Source organism: Amycolatopsis sp. (assembly GCF_036008905.1).
Classification (GTDB): Bacteria; Actinomycetota; Actinomycetes; order Mycobacteriales; family Pseudonocardiaceae; genus Amycolatopsis.
The window spans coordinates 17,542-35,070 of record NZ_DASYMU010000220.1 but is presented as its reverse complement, the minus strand read 5'-3'; the positions used below and the strand labels follow the sequence as shown (position 1 = coordinate 35,070).

Below are 17,529 nucleotides of genomic sequence, written 5' to 3'. Positions count from 1 at the left end.
AGCCCTACCCCGTAGATCACGGCTCGCACGGTGGGTTCGGAACCCCTGCTCCGGCAATGTTTCCGGCATGGTTCTGGTACGGGATTCACAGGATGCCCCGCCGCGCGACGCGGTCGAGCTGACCGAGGTCACGAAGGTTCACCCGGGTGGGGTGCGAGCGCTCGACGGAGTGACGGTGGGGTTCGGCAGAGGGTCGTTCACCGCGGTGATGGGGCCGTCGGGGTCGGGAAAGTCGACACTGCTGCACTGCGCGGCCGGGCTGGATCGGCCCACCTCGGGCCGGATCGTGCTGGCGGGGCAGGACATCGGCGCGTTGCGCGAACCGAAGCTGACCAGCGTGCGGCGGGCGCACGTCGGCTTCGTGTTCCAGTCGTTCAACCTCGTCGACGCGCTGTCGGTGTGGGACAACGTCCTGCTGCCGCAGCAGTTCGCCGGGACGAAGCCGGATCGCGCGTGGGCGAAGGAACTCCTCGCACGCGTCGGCCTGGCCGGTCGGGAGAAGGCAAGGCCGGGTGAGCTCTCCGGTGGGCAGCAGCAACGGGTCGCGCTCGCCCGGGCACTGGCCGGGCGCCCCGCGGTCGTCTTCGGGGACGAGCCGACGGGGGCGTTGGACCTCTCCACCGGGCGTGAGGTGCTCGCGCTGCTGCGCCGGTTCGTCGACGAGCTCGGGGCGACGATGGTGATGGTCACCCACGATCCGGCCGCCGCGGCGTGGGCCGACCGCGTGGTGTTCCTCGCCGACGGCAGGATCGCGGGCGAGCTGCACTCGCCGTCCGCCGACAAGGTGTCCGCACGGATGATGGAGCTGACCCGATGATGACGAAACTGGCAGTGGCGAGTGTGCGGCACCGCCGCGGGTCCTTCGCGGGCACGTTCCTCACCGCGTTCCTCGCCATCGCGCTGATCTCCGGCAGCGGCCTGCTGCTCTGGTCGGTCCTGACCGCCGGGCCGGGCGCGGACCGCTTCGCCACCACGGACGCGATGGTCGCGGGTGACCGGTCGATCGTCCTCACCACGTCGGAGGACAAGGGCGACAAGGTCAAGACCAAGACGAAAGACGAGCGGCTGACCGGTGCTCAGCCGCTGCCAGCGCCGGTCGCCGACACGGTCGCGAGCACCCCGGGGGTGGCCGGTGCGGTCGCCGACTACGCCTTCCCGGTCTCGCTCGACGTCACCGGCGCGCCGATGCGTGCGAAAGACGCGGCCACCGTGGCGCACGGCTGGTCGTCCGCGGCACTGACGCCGTACTCGCTGCGGGAAGGCACCGAGCCACGGCAGGGCGAAGTCGTGCTGCAGCAAGCATTCGGCGCGCACGTCGGCCAGACTGTCCGGCTGACCAGCCGTACCGGCGCCCGGGACCTGCGCGTCGCGGGTATCGCCGACGGGAACGTACCGGGCCAGGCGGCGGTGTTCGTCGCGGACGGCCAGGTCGCCGAGGTGTCCGGGCTGGCGGGACCGACGGCGGTCGGCGTGCGGTTCGCGTCCGATGTGGACAGTGCCGCGGTGCTCACGGCTTTGAGTGAGCGGCTCGACGGCGTCGCGACTGTCCACACTGGACTCGATCGAGTGACGGCCGATCTGCCCGGCGCCGTGCCCGACTACATCGGCGCGATCTCCATCTTCGGGTTCGTCCTCGGGATCACCGGGTTCGCGGCGGTGTTCGTGCTCACCGGCACCGTTTCGCTCGCGGTCCGGCAACGGCTGCGGGAGCTCGCGCTGCTGCGGACGGCGGGGGCGACACCTCGGCAGCTGCGCCGGATGCTGCGCCTCGAGATCACGTTCGTGACGCTCGTGGCCGCCGTGCCCGCACTTCCGGCCGGGATCGTGGTGGCGCAACTGGTGGCCACCCGGTTCCGGGAGCTCGGCGCCGTGCCGCCGCAGTTCACCGTGTCGCTCAACGCGATCGTGCTGATCGCCGCCGTCGCGCTCGGGCTGCTGGTGACCGTGTCCGCCACCGGGCTCGCCGCCCGGCGGGCGGTGCGGATCGCGCCGACGCAGGCCTTGCGGGAAACGGTCACCGCCGGCCACGCCGGGTGGCTGCCCCGGGTGGTCGTCGCGGGAGTGCTGGTCCTCGGCGCGGTCGCGGTGCTGAGCCTGGTACCGCTCGGTGGCGCGTTCGGCATGGGTATGGGTTTCGTGTCCTGCTCACTGCTGCTGTGCGCGGCCGCCGCGCTCGGGCCGATCCTCGTCGGGGCGCTGACCGCCGTGCTGTCGCGGCTGGTCAGCCTCACCGGAGTCCTCGGCCGCGTGGCCGGTGCCATGACCCGCGCCGAGAGCAGGCGAATCGTGGGCGTCGCGATCCCGCTGACGCTGATGTTCGCCGTCAACGCCACGATGCTGATCAACGGCGACATCCTCACCGAGGTGACCGCCGGCCAGCGGGCCGCCCGCACCGCACCGGCGACCGCCCGGGTCGCCGCCACCAACGCACCGGGCCTGCCGCTCACCACGTCCGCGGAGGTCGCGGCCCTGCCCGGCGTGACCGGCTCCGCGGCGACGCTGGCCACCCGCGTCGTCGTCGACGAGGACGGCAAGCCGGAGGACTACCCCGCGCAGGGCCTGCGGACCACCGGTGAACCGGCCGTGGACCTGGGCGTCTCCGCCGGAGACCTGGCGAACCTGCACGACGGGACGGTCGCCGTCAGCGGCCCACTCGCCGAGGCGAGGGATTGGCATGTGGGCGACCGGCCGGTGTTCTGGCTGGCCGACGGCACCCGCGTCGACCTGACCGTGGTCGCCGTCTTCACCAACTGGCGCGGCTTCGGCGACCTCGTCCTGCCCGCCGACCTCGTGGCGACGCACGATCCCCGCGGTCTCGTCGGGGCGCTGTATCTGCGCGGCACTCCGGACGCCGCCGCCACGGTCACCGGCCGGTGGCCCACGCTCGCGGTGACCGACACCGCCGACCCGCGGGCCGGTACCGCGGACGTGCAGAACCAGCAGGCCGCGTGGGAACTGATGGTGGTCATCTCGCTCGGCTTCACCGCGATCGCCGTGGTCAACACCTTCGCCATCGCCACCAACGCCCGCCGTCGCGAGTTCGCCGGACTGCGTCTCGCCGGTGCCACCGCCCGGCAGCTGCACCGGATGCTCGGGCGCGAGACGTTCGTGGCCGTGGCCGTCGCGCTGGTGCTGGGCTGCGTGATCAGCGGCGCGGTGGTGGGCACGTTCAGCGTGGCGCAGGACGGGCAGTGGCGGCTTTTCGCCGAACCCGTGCGGTATCTGACGCTGCTCGGTGGCGTGGGACTACTCGGCATGATCGCCGGGGCCGTGCCCGCCCGGCTGGTGATCAGGCGCCGATCGCTGCCCGCGGTCACCACACTAGGGTGATCAGGTGTTCCACCGCGGGGTCCGCGCACTCGCCTACCTGCTGACCAGCCTGGTACTGGGCCCCGCCACCTTCGTGTGGGCCGTGGTCACCACGCTGGTCAGCGGCGTGCTGTCGTTCACCTATCTCGCGCCGCCGACATTCCTGACGGTGACCTGGGTGACCCGCTGGATCGCTCGCCTCGAACGGCTGCGGGCGGCGCTCGTCCTCGGCAAGGCGATCGAAGCTCCCTATCCTCCGTTACCCGCCGGGAATCCGTGGGTCCGGGGCCGCGCGCTGGTCCGTGAGCCCGCGACTTGGCGGGACTTGGCCTGGTTGCTGCTGTTGTTCCCGCTCGGACTCGCCGGCGCGCTGAGCGGGGTGGTCGTCGCGGTGGTGGACCTCGCCACGATCGTCGCCCCGGTGTGGCTGTGGTCGGTGCCGAATCCTTACCTGCCACCGATCGTCGACTGGCTGTTCAACACCACCGGCGGCCGGTTCGTCCTCACCGCCCTCGGTCTCGCGCTGGCCCCGACGGCGTGGTGGCTCGTCACCGGCGTCGCCGGCGTGCAGGCGCGGGTCGCGGCGGCGCTGCTCGAACCCGGGCCGCGGCTGCGACTCGCGCGGCGTGCCCGCGAGCTCGCCTCCACACGCCGTCGGGTGGTGGATGCGCAGGCCGCGGAACTGCGGCGGATCGAACGCGACCTGCACGACGGCGCGCAGGCCCGGATCGTGGCCGCCGGGATGACCCTCGCGCTGGCCGACCGCAAGATGCGGCTGTCCGGGCAACCCGCCCGCGACGACGTCAGCACCGCCCGGCGTCAGCTCGACGAAGCGCTAGCCGAGCTACGCAGGCTGGTGCGCGGCATCCACCCGCCGATCCTCACCGACCGGGGACTGGCCGCCGCGCTCGCCGCCCTCGCCGGTGACGCGCCGCTGCCGGTCGAAATCCACGCGGGCGACCTCGGGGAACCGGCCCCGGCCGTCGAATCGGCCGCGTACTTCGTCACCGCGGAGGCGCTCGCGAACGCCGTGAAACACGCCGCCGCGACCACCTGCACCATCACACTGACCCGCGAAGCCGACGTGCTGACCGTCGAGATCCACGACGACGGCCGCGGCGGCGCGGACGCCTCGGGGTCCGGTTTGGACGGTCTGCGCCGCCGGGTCGAGGCGCTCGACGGAACCATCACGGTCACCAGTCCGGTCGGCGGTCCGACCATCGTCCACACGGAGCTGCCATGCGCATTGTGATCGCCGAGGATCTCCTGCTGCTGCGGGACGGGCTGGTGCGGATCCTCACCGACACCGGGCACACGGTCGTCGCCGCCGTGGCCACCGCACCCGAGCTCGAAGAAGCCGTCGCCGAACACCGGCCCGATCTGTCCATTGTGGACGTCCGGCTGCCACCGGGGTTCCGCGACGAGGGGCTGCGCGCCGCACTCGCCATCCGCCGCCGCGCCCCGAAAACGCCGATCCTCATCCTGTCGCAGTACGTCGAGCGGGTCTACGCGGCGGAGCTCATCGCCGACGGCAACGGCGCGGTCGGCTACCTGCTGAAGGACCGGGTGACCGCGCTGGACGAGTTCCTGGACGCCATCGACCGGGTGGCCGCGGGTGGCACCGCGATGGACCCGGAGGTCGTGCGGCAACTGTTCGCGCGCAACAACAGGGACCAGGGCGTCGCGACCCTCACCGCGCGGGAACGCGAGGTGCTCGGGCTCGTCGCGCAGGGCTTGTCCAACTCGGCGATCTGCGCGGAGCTGGTACTCGCGCCGGCGTCGGTGGAGAAACACATCGGCAACATCCTCGCGAAGCTGGAACTCCCACTGGCCGACGACACACACCGGCGCGTGCGAGCGGTACTGGCCTATCTCAACCACTGACGGACCGGTGCCTAAACTGTGTGCTTCGACGCTCCTTGGGAGCAGGGCTTTGGGGGCAGGGAATGAGTGTGCGGAGCAGCAAGTTCCAGCGGCTGGTGGACGCGCTCGCCGAGGTCGAGCGCGCGGAGGGCGGTGAGTACACGTCGTTCAGCGTGCGCGGCAAGCGGTTCGGGTACTACTGGCCGAAGACCCAGACCGTCGGCTTGAAGCAGACGCTGACCGAGCAGAAGGCGCTGGTCTCCGAGCGCCCGGACGTCTTCGAGGAGCAGTTCACCTCCGGCGGGTTCGGCTGGGTGGTCGTCTACCTGGACGGGATCGAGGCCGACGAGCTGTCCGAACTGGTCTACGAAGCCTGGCGGCTTTCCGCGCCGGAGGAACTCGTCGCCGAGGCCCCGCTTCCCTGGTAGGCAGTCGCGGGAAACACCTACGGGCGATGATCTCGGCTGCTACGTTGAAAAGGTGAATCCTCCTTATCTGGAGCCATTTGTCCTGTCCACGGATCCGGCGACGCGAGAGCGCCACGGCCGGGTCGACCTCTATCTGCCGGAAGCCGACGAGCCACGACCCGCCGTCGTTTTCCTGCACGGCGGCCCGGTTCGGCCCGATCTCACCCCGACACCGCGGGATTGGCCGATCTTCCTCGGCTACGGAAATTCCGTGGCGCAGCGCGGTTTCGTCGGGGTCACGGTCGACCACCGGCTGCACGACGTCACCGCTTATGCCACGGCCGCCGACGACGTGGCCGAAGCCGTCGAATTCGCCCGGCGTGATCCGCGGGTGGACGGCGACCGTGTCGCGCTGTGGTTCTTCTCCGGGGGTTCGCCGCTCATCTCCGATTGGTTGCGTGAGCCGCCGCCGTGGTTGCGGGCACTCGGGGCGACCTATCCGCTCCTGGGCCCGTGGCCCGAAGTCGAGATGGACCCCCGGTTCTTCGCCTACGAAGCCGTCGCCGGAGCCGGTGAGCTCCCGATCATCCTCACCAGGGTGGGGACCGAATTCCCGGCGCTGGTGCCCTCGCAGGAGGCGTTCGTCGCCGCCGCTCGTAAGCACGACGCCCGGCTGGAGATCATCGACGTACCGGACGGACAGCACGGCTTCGATCAGCTCGACCACACCGAGCAGTCCAGGAAAGCCGTCGAACGGGCGCTCGACTCGGTGCTGGCCACCCTCAAGTAACGCGTGCACCGCCGAAAATGGTGAGGTGATCCCCGCGTGCGCCATGGATCGACAGACGCTCAGCGCTTTGGCGCGCACTCCAGGCGCACCAAAGCATCACGGCCGTGGGCGTCGACATCTCCGACGCGGGATTCGACCGGACGCGCGAGCTGGCAACCGAGTCGGGTGTCGCGGATCGGCTCGAGCTGCGCCGCGAGGACGTGACCGAGTACCGGTCGGCCCGCGAGGCGGACGTGGTGCTGTGCGTCGGCGCCGCCTACGCTTTCGGGGAACTGCTTCCCGCGCTGAAAGCCGCCGGGGATCACCTCGCCGAGGACGGGATCATCGCAGCCCGACGTTGCTGCTGGTCAGGGCTCGTGAGTGGCAACAAGTGTTAGAACACTCGTAGCCACTCACGAGCCACCCGCCCAGCAGAACCCATGATCAGCGAGTGACTTCCCAGACGGTCATTTCCGTGGGGATGTCACGATGCGGGCGGACCTCGGTACCCGCCTCGGCGAACCCGGCCCGGCGGGCGACGGCTTCACTGGCGGCGTTGCCGGGAATCGTGAGCAGCACGACCCGGCGGGCCCCGGCTTCCAGCGCCCAGTCCGCCAATGCCCGAGCCGCGGCCGTGGCGGCGCCTCGTCCGCGCCCGGTGGGAAGCAGGGCGTAGAAGATCTCGGGATCGGCCGAGACCGCGATCCCGGCCAAGCCGACGATCTGTCCACTGAGGACGATGGCATACCGGCGCACCACGGCGTTCGCCCGGCTGCGTTCGACCCGGGCCCGCGCGGCCGCCTCGGCGAGACCAGCCGGATGCAACGTCCAGCGCACCACGTCCGGGTCCTCGGACAGGGCTTGGTCGAGCCGCCAGTCGTCGGCGGTCAATCCCCGCAGCTCCCCGGCCTCCGTGTGCAGCGATGGCGGAGGGACGAGCATGCGGCCGAGCCTAGAGCGTGCCGGTGAGGGCCTGCAGGCCGAGGCTGCTCCCCGCGACCGCGATCCACAGCAGCGCGCCGAGCAGCAGCGGGCGGGCCCCGGCCCTGCGCATGTCGCCGAGCCGCATCGCCAAGCCGATCCCGGCGAGCGCGGTGGTGATCAGGAACGTGCCCAGGAACGACAGTGCCGGATGCCAGGCCGCGGGGAAGACGCCGAGGCTGCCGAGCGCGGCGGCGACGATGAACCCGATCAGGAACAGCGGCACGATCCGGCGCCACGGCATGGTCCGCAAGCTGAAGCCACTGGACCCACTGAGCGCGGCATCGCGGCGGGCTTCCTTGCGGGCGGTGAGGATCGCCAGGACGACGACGACCGGGATGAGCATCAGGGTCCGCGTCAGCTTCACGACCAGGCCGTACGCGCCCGCGTCACCGCCGTAGGTGTACGCGGCCGCGACCACGGAAGAGGTGTCGTTGATCGCGGTACCCGCCCACAGCCCGAACGAATGCGGGCTCATCCCGAGCAGATGCCCGATCGGCGGGAACAGCAGCACGGCCGCGATGTTGAAGGTGAAGATCGTCCCGAGCGCGTAGGCGACCTGCGCCTGCTTCGCCTTGATCACCGCGGTGGTGGCCGCGATCGCCGACGCACCGCAGATCCCGGTGCCGACGCCGATCAGGATCTGCGTGTCACCCCGGACACCCAGCCAGCGGCCGAGTAGCCACGCGCCACCGAGTGCCACGGCGAGGGTGCCGAGCATGACCGGCAGCGACTGCCCGCCGACGTCCATCACCTGGCGCAACGACAAGCCGGTACCGAGAACCACGATGGACAGTTGCAGCACCGGCTTCGACGCGACCTCGTAGCCCGGCTTCCACCGGGCCGCGCGCAGTCCCGGCACGAGTGCGGCGGCGAGCGCGCCCAGCAGGATCCCGAAGACCGGCCCGCCCACGATCGGCAGCAGCTTGCCCAGCGCGGTGGCGACCGCGGCGATCACCAGCGCGATCACCAGGCCCGGCGCGATCCGCCTCAGCCAGGGCGTGTGGTGCTCGGTTGCCGGGACCGGCCGTATCTCCTGGATCGCGCTCACCGCGTCACCTCCGTGCTCCTGAACTGACCGAACTAATGTCCGTACATTTAACGTAAGCCATGTACGTACATTTCTCAACCGGTAGAGTCGGCAGCTCGGAGAAGGAGGGCGACATGGCGACGCGAGCACTCGACCGCGTGGGCTCCGAGCCCCTCTGGCGGCAACTCCGGCACGAGCTCCTGACCAGGCTCGATGCCGGCGAATTCACCGAGCAGTTCCCCGGCGAGATGGCGTTGGTCGAGGAATACGGCGTGAGCAGGCACACCGTCCGCCAGGCGCTGCGGCAGCTCCGCGCCGACGGCGTGATCGTCGCCGAACGCGGACGCCAGCCCCGGATCGCGCCGCCGCCGGAGATCGAACAGCCGATGGGTGCGCTCTACAGCCTCTTCGCCTCCGTCGAAGCCGCCGGACTCCCCCAGCACAGCGTCGTGCGCGCCTTCGACACCCGCGCGGACGCCCTCGTCGCCGAACGCCTGGACCTCGAAGCGTCGACCCCGCTGATCTACCTCGAACGACTGCGCCTCGCCGGCGACGAACCGCTCGCGCTGGACCGGGTGTGGCTGCCCGCATCACTCGCCAAACCGTTGCTGGAAGCGGACTTCACCCACACCAGCCTGTACGCCGAACTGACGCAGCGCACCGGTATCCGCCTCGACCACGGCCGCGAAGATGTCCACGCGGTCATCCCGACCGCCGCCGAGCGCACCCAGCTGCACTGCGCGCACGACGTCGCCGCGTTCTCCATCAACCGCCTCGGCCACGCCCACGGCACGCCCGTCGAATGGCGCCACACCCTGGTGCGGGGCGACAGGTTCGCGTTGACCGCCGAATTCTCCGCGGGCAGCGGGTACCGGTTCGTGCACCCCAAGATGACCTAGAGCACGTTCTCCAGCGCTCGGATCACCTGGGCGACATGGCGTCGCGTGGCCTGCTCCGCGGCCGAGGTGTCCCCGGCGAGCACGGCGTCCACGATCTCCCGATGCTCCTCCAGGCTCGCCTGCGGCCGGCCCGAGACGGTGATGGTGAAGTTCTGCCCGAGCCGCAGCTGCGCGCCCAGCAGGTCGGCGATGGCGTGCAGCCTGCGGTTGCGCGACCCGCTCCAGATCAGCGCGTGGAACTCGCGATCAAGCTCCGCGTAGGCCTCGACGTCGTCGTTGGCGAGCGCTTCGTATTGCCCGGCAAGGAGTTTCGGCAGCCGATCAAGCAGTTCGGCGGGCCGGGTCCGCGCGACGTCCCTGGCGGCCAGCGCGTCGACCGCGGAGCGCAGCTCGTAGATATCCCGCATGTCCTCGAGCGTGAGCTCGGCGACGAAAAAACCGGAATTCTGCTTCGCCACCAGGAATCCCTCGCGCTCCAGGATCGCGAGGGCCGCCTTGACCGGTGTGGGCGAGATGCCGAGCCGCTCGGTGAACGGGCGCACGGTGACGCGCTCGCCGGGCTTCAGCCCCCGGCTCAGCACGGCCTCACGCACGGTTTCGTAGGCGAGCTGAACCCGGCTGCCGGACTCGTCGGGCAGATCAGCCAAGACCCTGCTCCCCTGTTCCTGGACTCTTCGGGTGCATGGGCACCAGCAGGTGGCGGGCCCAGATGTCCAGCTGGTCAGCGTAATGTGCGCTGTCCGGATTGCCGGAAGCGCCTCCGGGGACGACCCAGCCGGAGCGGCCGAGGTCGGCGAAATCGAGCACCTGGCGGTACACCGACAGGTTCGTGATCGGGTAAGGCGTGCCCTCCACCCAGCCGTAGGCGCCGTTCTGGATGGTCTCGTTGTCCCCGCCGATGCCGGCGTCCGGCGGGTCGAACGCCGTCCCGGTCACCGGATGCAGCGGATGCCGGGCCGACGTCCGATGCACGTCGGCCCAGTTCGAGGGCCGCACGCCGGCGCTCAGCCAGGCGGATTCCAGCGCCTCGGCGAGCACCTCGTCGTCCAGCTCCTCGGCGGGCCACGCGCCCGATTCGCGGGGCCAGGTCAGCCCGGCGAACCAGCGTCGGAGCACCACCGGCAGCCCCGGCAAACCGGCCCGCAGCAACCACTTCGTGGCTTCCTCGCCGATCTTCCGGTCCAGCAGCCGACGTGCGAGCGCGCGCCGGAAACCGGCGTGAACCAGCCCAGTTCCGGTGTCACCGCGAAGTTCGCCGGCGCCGGAAACGAGAACCGTGCGGGCGCTTTCGGCGGCACCGGTGAACGGGCCACGCTTCGCCAGCAGCTCGGACCAGCGCCGGGCGGCCACCGACGTCGTGTCGCCCTGCCACGCGGTCACGTCCGCCACGCTGATGTGGCTCGTCTTCGCGGCGAGTTCGTGGATCCGTTCCACGCGATAGGCATCGTTGTTGGAGTGCGAGACGAACGGACGCTCGTCGGGCGTGACGGTGTTGTTGGCCGTCACGAGGATGTTCTCGATCGGGTCCTCGATCCGGGGCATCGCCGCGAACGGCACCCGGCCGCGCCATTTCGACGTCCCGTCCCAGCCGGGTACCGGGACCTGCGTCGCGGCCAGGTCCGCCCGGTCGGGAAGCTGACCTCGCAGCAGATAACCGATATGGCCGCCGACGTCGGCGACAAGCAGGTTGTTCAGCGGCTCGACCCACTCCTCCTGGGCGTCCAGCATCGCCCGCGCGCTGTCGGCGACCAGCATCCGCCGCAGCACGCCGAACTGGCCGCAGGGTTCGGCCGTCGCGGTCCAGCGCAGCGACAGTGCCGCGCCCGACGCCGGGTCGCCGTGCACGATCGGCCCGTTCGGGCTCCGCCAGCAGGTCTCGACGTGGTCCTCTCCCCCGCGCACGGCGATGCGTTCTTCCCTGGGAACGGCCGGAACCCATCCCTCGGCGGTGCGGAGCTCGAGGCCGCGGTCCGCTGAGCGGAACTGCTCGACGTAGAGGTCCTGCGCGTCGCCCGCCGCGTTCGTGATCGCCCAGCCGACCCGGCCGTTATGGCCGAAATGCGGAAACCCGGGCACACCGGGGAAAGTGGCGCCGCTGACGCTGAACTCCGGGCAGCTCAGGTGCACCTGCCAATAGGTGTTCGGCGCCTCCAGCGCGCGATGGGAGTCGTTGGCGAGAATCGGGAAACCGGTGGAGCTGCGCTCGGGCCCGATGACCCACGCGTTGGAACCGCCTTCGGCCTCGGCGAGGAAACCGAGGTGTTCCGCGGCGCGCTCGACGTCCTCGCGTGCCTGATCGAGCAGCGCCGCGCGCGGGTCGTCCTCCGGAATGCGGCCCAGCGGCGGCACGGTGACCCGCATCCCCGGCAGCGGACGGGGGTCGAGGATGGCAGCGGCCCCGTCACCCGCTTTGGCGCGCAGCATCGCGCGGGCGATCTTGTACTGCCAGACGCCCATCATGACGTGCCGGATCTTGAAGGCCAGCATCGAATCGCGCGGGGTCCACGGTTCCCACGAGAGCCCGACGAGGTCGTAGCCCGCCGGTAAGCCTTCGTCTGCGACATAGCCGTTGATGCCGTCCGCGTAAGCCTGAAAGGACTCCGCGGTGGCCGGGTCCATCACACCAAGGTCGTTGTCGGCGGAGTCGGTGAGCTGGAGACGGCGGGCCAGTTTGTCGGCCGGAAGCGCCGACGGTCCGACGATCTCGGCCCAGCGGCCGCGCGCCCGGCGCCGGTCGTATTCGAGCTGCCAGAGCCGGTCCTGCGCGGCCGCCCAGCCGAACCCGAACCACGCCAAGCGCTCGGTTTCGGCTTCGATACGGGGAATCCCGTAATCGTCGCGATGGATCGTCACGCCTTCCACGGGCTGGGTCATGCCGCCCCCACCTGCGCCGTTTCCGCGTAGTGGCAAGCCGCGGCCCGCCCGTCACTGAGCCCTCGCAGCACTGGCGTCTCCTCGTGGCAACGATCGGTCGCCAGCGGGCAGCGAGAGGAAAACGCGCAACCCGACGGCTTGGACAACGGACTCGGGAGCTCGCCGATCGAGCGCACGGTCGCGGCCACCTTGTCCTGCGCACGAACGCGGGGTCGTGGCGCGGCGGCGAGCAGCAGCTGGGTGTACGGATGCCGCGGGTCGGCGAAGACCTGCGCGGTCGGTCCTTCCTCGACGATCCGGCCCAGGTACATCACCGCGGTGCGCTGTGCGAGATACCGCACGAGCGCGAGGTCGTGGCTGATGAACAGATAGGTGAGCCCGCGCTCGGCTTGGAGTCCGCGCAGCAGGTTCACCACCTGTGCCTGCACCGAGACGTCGAGCGCCGACACCGGTTCGTCGCAGACGATGAACTCCGGGTCGAGCGCGATGGCCCTGGCGATGGCGACCCGCTGGCGCTGACCGCCCGACAGCTCGTGCGGAAACCGCCGGGCCAGCGCGGACGCGAGGTTCACCGCGTCGAGCAGCTCCCCGACCTTGCCCGCGAGATCACCGGGGAAACGGTGGACCCGCAACGGTTCCGCGATGATCTGCTCGACGGTCATCCGGCCGTTGATCGAGTCGTACGGGTCCTGGAACACCGGCTGCATCTTCCGCCGCAGCGCTCGCAGCTCCCGCTTTCCGAGGTCGTGCACCGAATCGCCGTCGATGGTGACCTTGCCCGCGCTCAGGCGTTCGAGCGCGAGCAGCAACCGCCCGGTGGTCGACTTCCCGCAGCCCGACTCGCCGACCAGCGCGAGCGTGGTGCCCTTTTCGATGCGCAGATCGACGCCGTCGACAGCGGTGAGTGTGCCGCGGCCGCGCACGTCGTAGCGTTTGGTGAGGCCTTCGGCCACCACCAGGTCCTGACCGGTCATCGGGCCACCTCGCTCAGCAGGTCGGTACGCGGATTCCAGCAGGCGACGGCACTTTCGCCGGTCGTGACCAGCGCGGGCGCGGTCGCGCACTCGTCGGTGGCGCTCGCGCAGCGCGGCCGGAACGGGCACCCCTCGATGTGTTCGCCGACGGACGGCACCTGTCCCGGGATCGTGGGCAGGTCACCGATGGCGGGCCGGTCCGGGTCGGGCACCGAGCGCAGCAGCGCGGCGGTGTACGGGTGCTCGGGCGCCTCCAGCACCTTCGCCACCGGCCCCGACTCGACGACCGATCCGGCGTACATCACCGCGACCCGGTCGGCGATCTCCGCGACCACGCCCATGTCGTGCGTGATGAACAGCAACGCGGTGTCGCGGGTGCGTTCCCGCAGCAGCGCCAGTACTTGCGCTTGCACGGTGACGTCGAGCGCGGTGGTCGGCTCGTCGGCGATGAGCAGCTCCGGCGAACCCGCCAGCGCGATGGAGATCATCACCCGCTGCCGCATTCCGCCGGACAGCTCGTGCGGCATCTGCTTCGCCCGCACCGCCGGATCCGGGATGCCCACGGAGTCAAGGAGTTCCAGCGCCCGGCGCCGCCGCTCCCGCCGACCCATCGAGGTGTGGATGGCGAGTACCTCGGCGATCTGGGTGCCGACCGTGGTCGTCGGGTTCAGCGCGCTCATCGGGTCCTGGAAGATCATGCCGATCCGGTCGCCGCGGATCCGCCGCATGGTCCGTTCGTCGCGGCCGATCAGCTCGGTGTCACCGAGGCGCGCGGACCCCGACGCGCGGGCACCGGGCGGCAGGAGGTCCATCAACGCCAGCGCGGTGAGGCTCTTGCCGCACCCGGATTCCCCCACCAATGCGACGGTTTCCCCCCGCGCGACCGTGAGATCCACCCCGCGGACGGCCTCGCGCCCTTGACCGAAATCCACCCGCAGGTCGCGGGCTTCGAGCAGCTGCTCAGTCATGGAACGGCCGCCTCAGGTTCTCCAGGGACACTTTCCGGCCGCCCGTGTGGTGTGCGGCGATCTCGCCCGCTGTCGGCGTCCACAGTTCGGCGTCTTCGACCACCGGGGCGAGGAGTTCTTCGAGTGCGTCGACCCGCGCCGGCCTGCCCGACAGCCACGGGTGGACGGTGATCATGCACAACGTGCCGTGCTTCTTCGCGGCGGCGATCTCCGCGCGCCACCCCTCACGCACCTCGGGCACCGTGGCCGGGGGACGCGGATCGCCTGCCACGTAACGGTAGTAGGGCGCGTCGTCGGTCGCCCAGTCCACCGGGACCTCGACCACGCCGTCCACTTCGTACGGCCGGTCGTCGCCCATCAGCGAACTGTCGTAGGTCACCCCCAGCGACCGCAGCACCGGGAAGACGTCGACGGACATGTCCCAGCTCGGCGAGCGGTAGCCCACCGGACGGGTACCCGAGATCCCGGTGAGCTCGTCCGCCGCCCGGTCCAGGGTCCGACGAAGGTCGTCGGCCGAAAGGTGCGTGGGCGGCTCGTGGCACCAGCCGTGCAGTGCGAGCTCATGTCCTTTGTGGACGATCTCGGCGACGCGATCCGGGTACTCGTGGGCGATCCAGCCGGGGACGAACGCCGTCGCGGCCAGGCCCAGATTGTCCAACATGGACAACAGGTTCAGCACACCCCGGTTCGGGCCGTACCTGCGCTGCTCGAGTTCGCCGACCGCGGGACCGTGGGAATCCCTGCTGCGCCAGAGGTACGGGGACTCACCGTCGAAGTCGAAGGTGAAGCACACGGCGGCACGTTTGCCGTCAGGCCAAGGATAGGTCATCACGAACTCCTCGGAGTCGGGGTGAAGTCGCCGGCGGTGCGGCCACCGTCGACGGTGAGCGTCGTCCCGGTCACGAACGACGCCGCGCTCGAACAGAGCCACAGGATCGCCGACGGCGCGTCGCGCGGCCCGGACGTCCGGCCCAGCGGGATCGTCCGGCGCATCTTGTCGACGTGCTCGGCCGGCAGGTCGCTGACCTCGCTGCCCGGCGCGAACCCGGGCGCGACGGCGTTGACCCTGATCCCCGCCTCGGCGGATTCCAGGGCGAGCGCCTTGGTGAGCATCTCCAGTGCGGCCTTGCTGGCGGCGTAGACCCCGCCGGTGCGGGTCGTCCGCTGCGCCGCGCCGGAGCTGAGGTTGATCACGCTGCCCTCGACACCGGCCTCGGTCATCGTCGCGATCACATGCTGTGCCAACTGGAAGGGCGCGATCACGTTGACGTCGAAGATCGACTCGATCAGCCCGCGCTCGGTGGTGGCGACCGGGGTGCGCGGGTAGATCCCGGCGTTGTTGACCAGGATGTCGGCCGTGGGCCACAAGCGGTCGAGCGCGACGAGCAGCTCTTCGACCCCGAGTTCGGTGCTCAGATCCGAAACCACACTGTGCGCACCGAGTCGCCCGGCGAGGTCCTTCAGCGGCTCGACACGGTTGTCGCACAACAACAACTCGGCTCCGGCGGCGCTGAACGCCTCGGCGATCCAGGTGCCGATGATCCCGGAGGCGCCGGTGACGACAACCCGCTTGCCGTCGAATTCCTTGCCGTAGTCGGGAATCGTCATGCCGTCACGACCTCACGCTTGAAGATGCGGCTGCGCCGGACGTCGGTCCGCCTGGCCGGGTCGAGCCGGTCCCTGGCCGCGTCACCGAGCAGGTTGACCGCCAGCACCAGCACGAACAGCGCGAGCCCGGGGAAGGTGGCGAGCCACCACGCGGAGCCGAGGTACTGCTGGCCGTCGGAGAGGATCGAGCCCCACGACGCCGTCGGCGGCTGCACGCCGAGCCCGAGGAACGACAGCGACGCCTCGTACACGACCATCAGGCCCAGTTCCAGCGTCCCCACCACGATCGTCACCGGCAGGACCTCCGGCAGCACGTGCCGCAGCACGATCCACCAGGCTGGGGCGCCGGTGGCGGTCGCGGCACGGACGAATCCGCGGTCGCGGGTCTGCAACGTCGTCGAATACGCGATGCGGGCGTAGCGCGGCCAGCGGACGAGCGCGAGGCACAGCACGACGTTGACCAGGCTCGGGCCGAGTACCGCGACCACCAGGATCGCGAGCAGGAAGAACGGCACCGACAGGACGACGTCGACGAGCCGCATGATCACCGCGCCGAGCCAGCCGCGTCGCCAGCCGGCGATCACGCCGAGCGCGACGCCGAAGATCCCCGCGGCGAGCACCGCGACCACCGCGACGAGGAGCGAGACGCGGGTGCCGTACATCGTGCGGGACAGGACGTCCCGGCCGAGCGCGTCGGTGCCCATGAGGTGGTGGGCGTCCGGGCTCATCAGCCGCTGGGCCAGCGTCGTCGTGTCCGGGTCGTAGGGTGCCACCAGCGGCGCGAAGATCGCCACCAGCACGTAAAGAACGAGGATCGCCAGCGGGAGCCGGACCCCGGCCGCCGCGCGCAGTCGCTTCATCATGCGGGTTCTCCCTTGCCACCGGCCGAAACCCGGGGATCGATCACGCCGTAGAGCAGGTCGGTGCACAGGTTGATCACCACGTACACCGCGGAAGCCAGGATCACGGTCGCTTGCACCACCGGAAAATCACGGGCCGAGACCGATTGGATGGTCAGCTGGCCGAGTCCTGGCCAGGCGAAGATGACCTCGGTGACCACAGCGCCGCCCAGCAGGTTCGCCAGCTCCAGCCCCGCCACCGTGAGCACCGGGATCGCGGTGTTGCGCGCGAGATGCCTGCTGACCAACCGGAATCCGCTCGCACCTTTCGCGCGGGCCGTACGCATATAGTCGAGCGGCAGCTGTTCGAGGACCGCGCCGCGCGTCACCCTCGCGATGGCCGCGGCCGACAGCGAGGCGAGCGTGATACTGGGCAGCAGCAGGGAAAGCGGGCCGTCGTAGCCGGTCGACGGCAGCCAGCGGAGTCCGACGGAGAACACCAGGACGAGCAGCAGGCCGGTCCAGAACGCGGGCATCGCCTGCCCTGCCAAGACGATCGGCATCAACACCCGTTCCTGCCATTTGCCCCGGTTCAGCGCGGTGATCACGCCGACGGTGACGCCGAACAGCAGTGACAGCAGCAACGCGGCCACCGCGAGGTTCGCGGTGTACGGGAGACGCTCGGTGATCAGGTCGGTCGCGGGCCGGTTCTGCACATAGGAATAGCCGAGGTCGCCGTGCAGCGCGTTGCCCAGGAAGTGGAGATATTGGTCCCACAACGACGCGTTGAGCCCGAGTTTGTCGCGCAGCCGGTCGATGTCGGCCGCGGTCGCGCCGTCCGGGACCAGCAGGCGCGCGGGGTCGCCCGACAGGCGCAGCGCGAAGAACACGATGGTGACCACACCGAACAGCGCCAGCAGCGCCTGACCCAGCCGTCCAGCGACATATCTGGTGGTGCCGGAGGAAAGCACACGCGACGGCGAGCGCCGCACCGAAACTCCTGCCATG

At 70.5% G+C, this 17,529-nt stretch carries 18 protein-coding genes; 8 read left to right on the top strand and 10 right to left on the bottom strand.

Going from position 1 to position 17,529, the window contains the following annotated elements; translation table 11 throughout:
* Window positions 1-67: 67 nt before the first annotated feature.
* From VGP60_RS35715 to VGP60_RS35685, 7 genes are all read left to right on the top strand, one after another.
* Window positions 68-817: an ABC transporter ATP-binding protein gene (locus tag VGP60_RS35715; protein ID WP_327552612.1), complete on the top strand. Its 750-nt coding sequence runs from the start codon at window positions 68-70 to the stop codon at window positions 815-817.
* On the top strand, window positions 814-3,330 hold the full coding sequence (locus tag VGP60_RS35710) for an ABC transporter permease (protein WP_327552611.1): 2,517 nt from the start codon (window positions 814-816) through the stop codon (window positions 3,328-3,330). Before VGP60_RS35715 ends, VGP60_RS35710 begins: the two co-directional genes overlap by 4 nt.
* Window positions 3,331-3,334: 4 nt before the next feature.
* Window positions 3,335-4,561 (top strand): sensor histidine kinase, encoded by a 1,227-nt coding sequence (locus tag VGP60_RS35705; RefSeq protein WP_327552610.1) that lies wholly within the window; start codon window positions 3,335-3,337, stop codon window positions 4,559-4,561.
* Window positions 4,549-5,193: a response regulator transcription factor gene (locus tag VGP60_RS35700; protein WP_327552609.1), complete on the top strand. Its 645-nt coding sequence runs from the start codon at window positions 4,549-4,551 to the stop codon at window positions 5,191-5,193. Before VGP60_RS35705 ends, VGP60_RS35700 begins: the two co-directional genes overlap by 13 nt.
* 62 nt (window positions 5,194-5,255) lie before the next feature.
* Complete coding sequence (locus tag VGP60_RS35695) at window positions 5,256-5,600, top strand: MmcQ/YjbR family DNA-binding protein (protein ID WP_327552608.1); 345 nt, start codon at window positions 5,256-5,258, stop codon at window positions 5,598-5,600.
* A 52-nt stretch (window positions 5,601-5,652) separates the two neighbouring features.
* Entirely contained in the window at window positions 5,653-6,369 is a 717-nt protein-coding gene (locus VGP60_RS35690; RefSeq protein WP_327552607.1) for a hypothetical protein, read from the top strand.
* Between the two features lie 47 nt (window positions 6,370-6,416).
* A complete protein-coding gene (locus VGP60_RS35685; RefSeq protein ID WP_327552623.1) occupies window positions 6,417-6,746 on the top strand; it encodes an SAM-dependent methyltransferase in 330 nt (109 codons plus the stop codon).
* A 46-nt stretch (window positions 6,747-6,792) separates the two neighbouring features.
* Here VGP60_RS35685 and VGP60_RS35680 read toward each other — a convergent pair whose 3' ends face one another.
* Together VGP60_RS35680 and VGP60_RS35675 are read right to left on the bottom strand one after the other, a co-directional pair.
* Complete coding sequence (locus VGP60_RS35680) at window positions 6,793-7,290, bottom strand: GNAT family N-acetyltransferase (RefSeq protein WP_327552606.1); 498 nt, start codon at window positions 7,288-7,290, stop codon at window positions 6,793-6,795.
* A gap of 10 nt (window positions 7,291-7,300) precedes the next feature.
* The gene (locus tag VGP60_RS35675) at window positions 7,301-8,380 is read right to left on the bottom strand and encodes a YeiH family protein (protein WP_327552605.1); all 1,080 of its coding nucleotides are present in this window, start codon (window positions 8,378-8,380) and stop codon (window positions 7,301-7,303) included.
* Between the two features lie 113 nt (window positions 8,381-8,493).
* Between VGP60_RS35675 and VGP60_RS35670 the strand changes: the two genes are divergently transcribed.
* A complete protein-coding gene (locus VGP60_RS35670) occupies window positions 8,494-9,258 on the top strand; it encodes a GntR family transcriptional regulator (RefSeq protein ID WP_327552604.1) in 765 nt (254 codons plus the stop codon).
* On the opposite strand, the gene VGP60_RS35665 is transcribed toward VGP60_RS35670, so the two are convergent.
* From VGP60_RS35665 to VGP60_RS35630, 8 genes are read right to left on the bottom strand one after another with little or no spacing between them, the layout of a single operon-like run.
* Window positions 9,255-9,905, bottom strand: coding sequence for a GntR family transcriptional regulator (locus tag VGP60_RS35665; RefSeq protein WP_327552603.1), 651 nt, complete (start codon window positions 9,903-9,905; stop codon window positions 9,255-9,257). The two genes, VGP60_RS35670 and VGP60_RS35665, sit on opposite strands and share 4 nt — an antisense overlap.
* Window positions 9,898-12,132, bottom strand: coding sequence for a penicillin acylase family protein (locus tag VGP60_RS35660; RefSeq protein WP_327552602.1), 2,235 nt, complete (start codon window positions 12,130-12,132; stop codon window positions 9,898-9,900). The genes VGP60_RS35665 and VGP60_RS35660 overlap by 8 nt, the downstream gene beginning before the upstream one ends.
* Entirely contained in the window at window positions 12,129-13,106 is a 978-nt protein-coding gene (locus VGP60_RS35655) for an oligopeptide/dipeptide ABC transporter ATP-binding protein (protein ID WP_327552601.1), read from the bottom strand. Before VGP60_RS35655 ends, VGP60_RS35660 begins: the two co-directional genes overlap by 4 nt.
* Entirely contained in the window at window positions 13,103-14,074 is a 972-nt protein-coding gene (locus VGP60_RS35650; protein WP_327552600.1) for an ABC transporter ATP-binding protein, read from the bottom strand. The genes VGP60_RS35655 and VGP60_RS35650 overlap by 4 nt, the downstream gene beginning before the upstream one ends.
* Window positions 14,067-14,903 (bottom strand): polysaccharide deacetylase family protein, encoded by an 837-nt coding sequence (locus VGP60_RS35645; protein WP_327552599.1) that lies wholly within the window; start codon window positions 14,901-14,903, stop codon window positions 14,067-14,069. The genes VGP60_RS35650 and VGP60_RS35645 overlap by 8 nt, the downstream gene beginning before the upstream one ends.
* On the bottom strand, window positions 14,903-15,682 hold the full coding sequence (locus VGP60_RS35640; protein ID WP_327552598.1) for an SDR family NAD(P)-dependent oxidoreductase: 780 nt from the start codon (window positions 15,680-15,682) through the stop codon (window positions 14,903-14,905). The genes VGP60_RS35645 and VGP60_RS35640 overlap by 1 nt, the downstream gene beginning before the upstream one ends.
* Window positions 15,679-16,545: an ABC transporter permease gene (locus VGP60_RS35635; RefSeq protein ID WP_327552597.1), complete on the bottom strand. Its 867-nt coding sequence runs from the start codon at window positions 16,543-16,545 to the stop codon at window positions 15,679-15,681. Before VGP60_RS35635 ends, VGP60_RS35640 begins: the two co-directional genes overlap by 4 nt.
* The gene (locus VGP60_RS35630; RefSeq protein WP_327552596.1) at window positions 16,542-17,528 is read right to left on the bottom strand and encodes an ABC transporter permease; all 987 of its coding nucleotides are present in this window, start codon (window positions 17,526-17,528) and stop codon (window positions 16,542-16,544) included. Before VGP60_RS35630 ends, VGP60_RS35635 begins: the two co-directional genes overlap by 4 nt.
* Window position 17,529 lies beyond the last annotated feature (1 nt).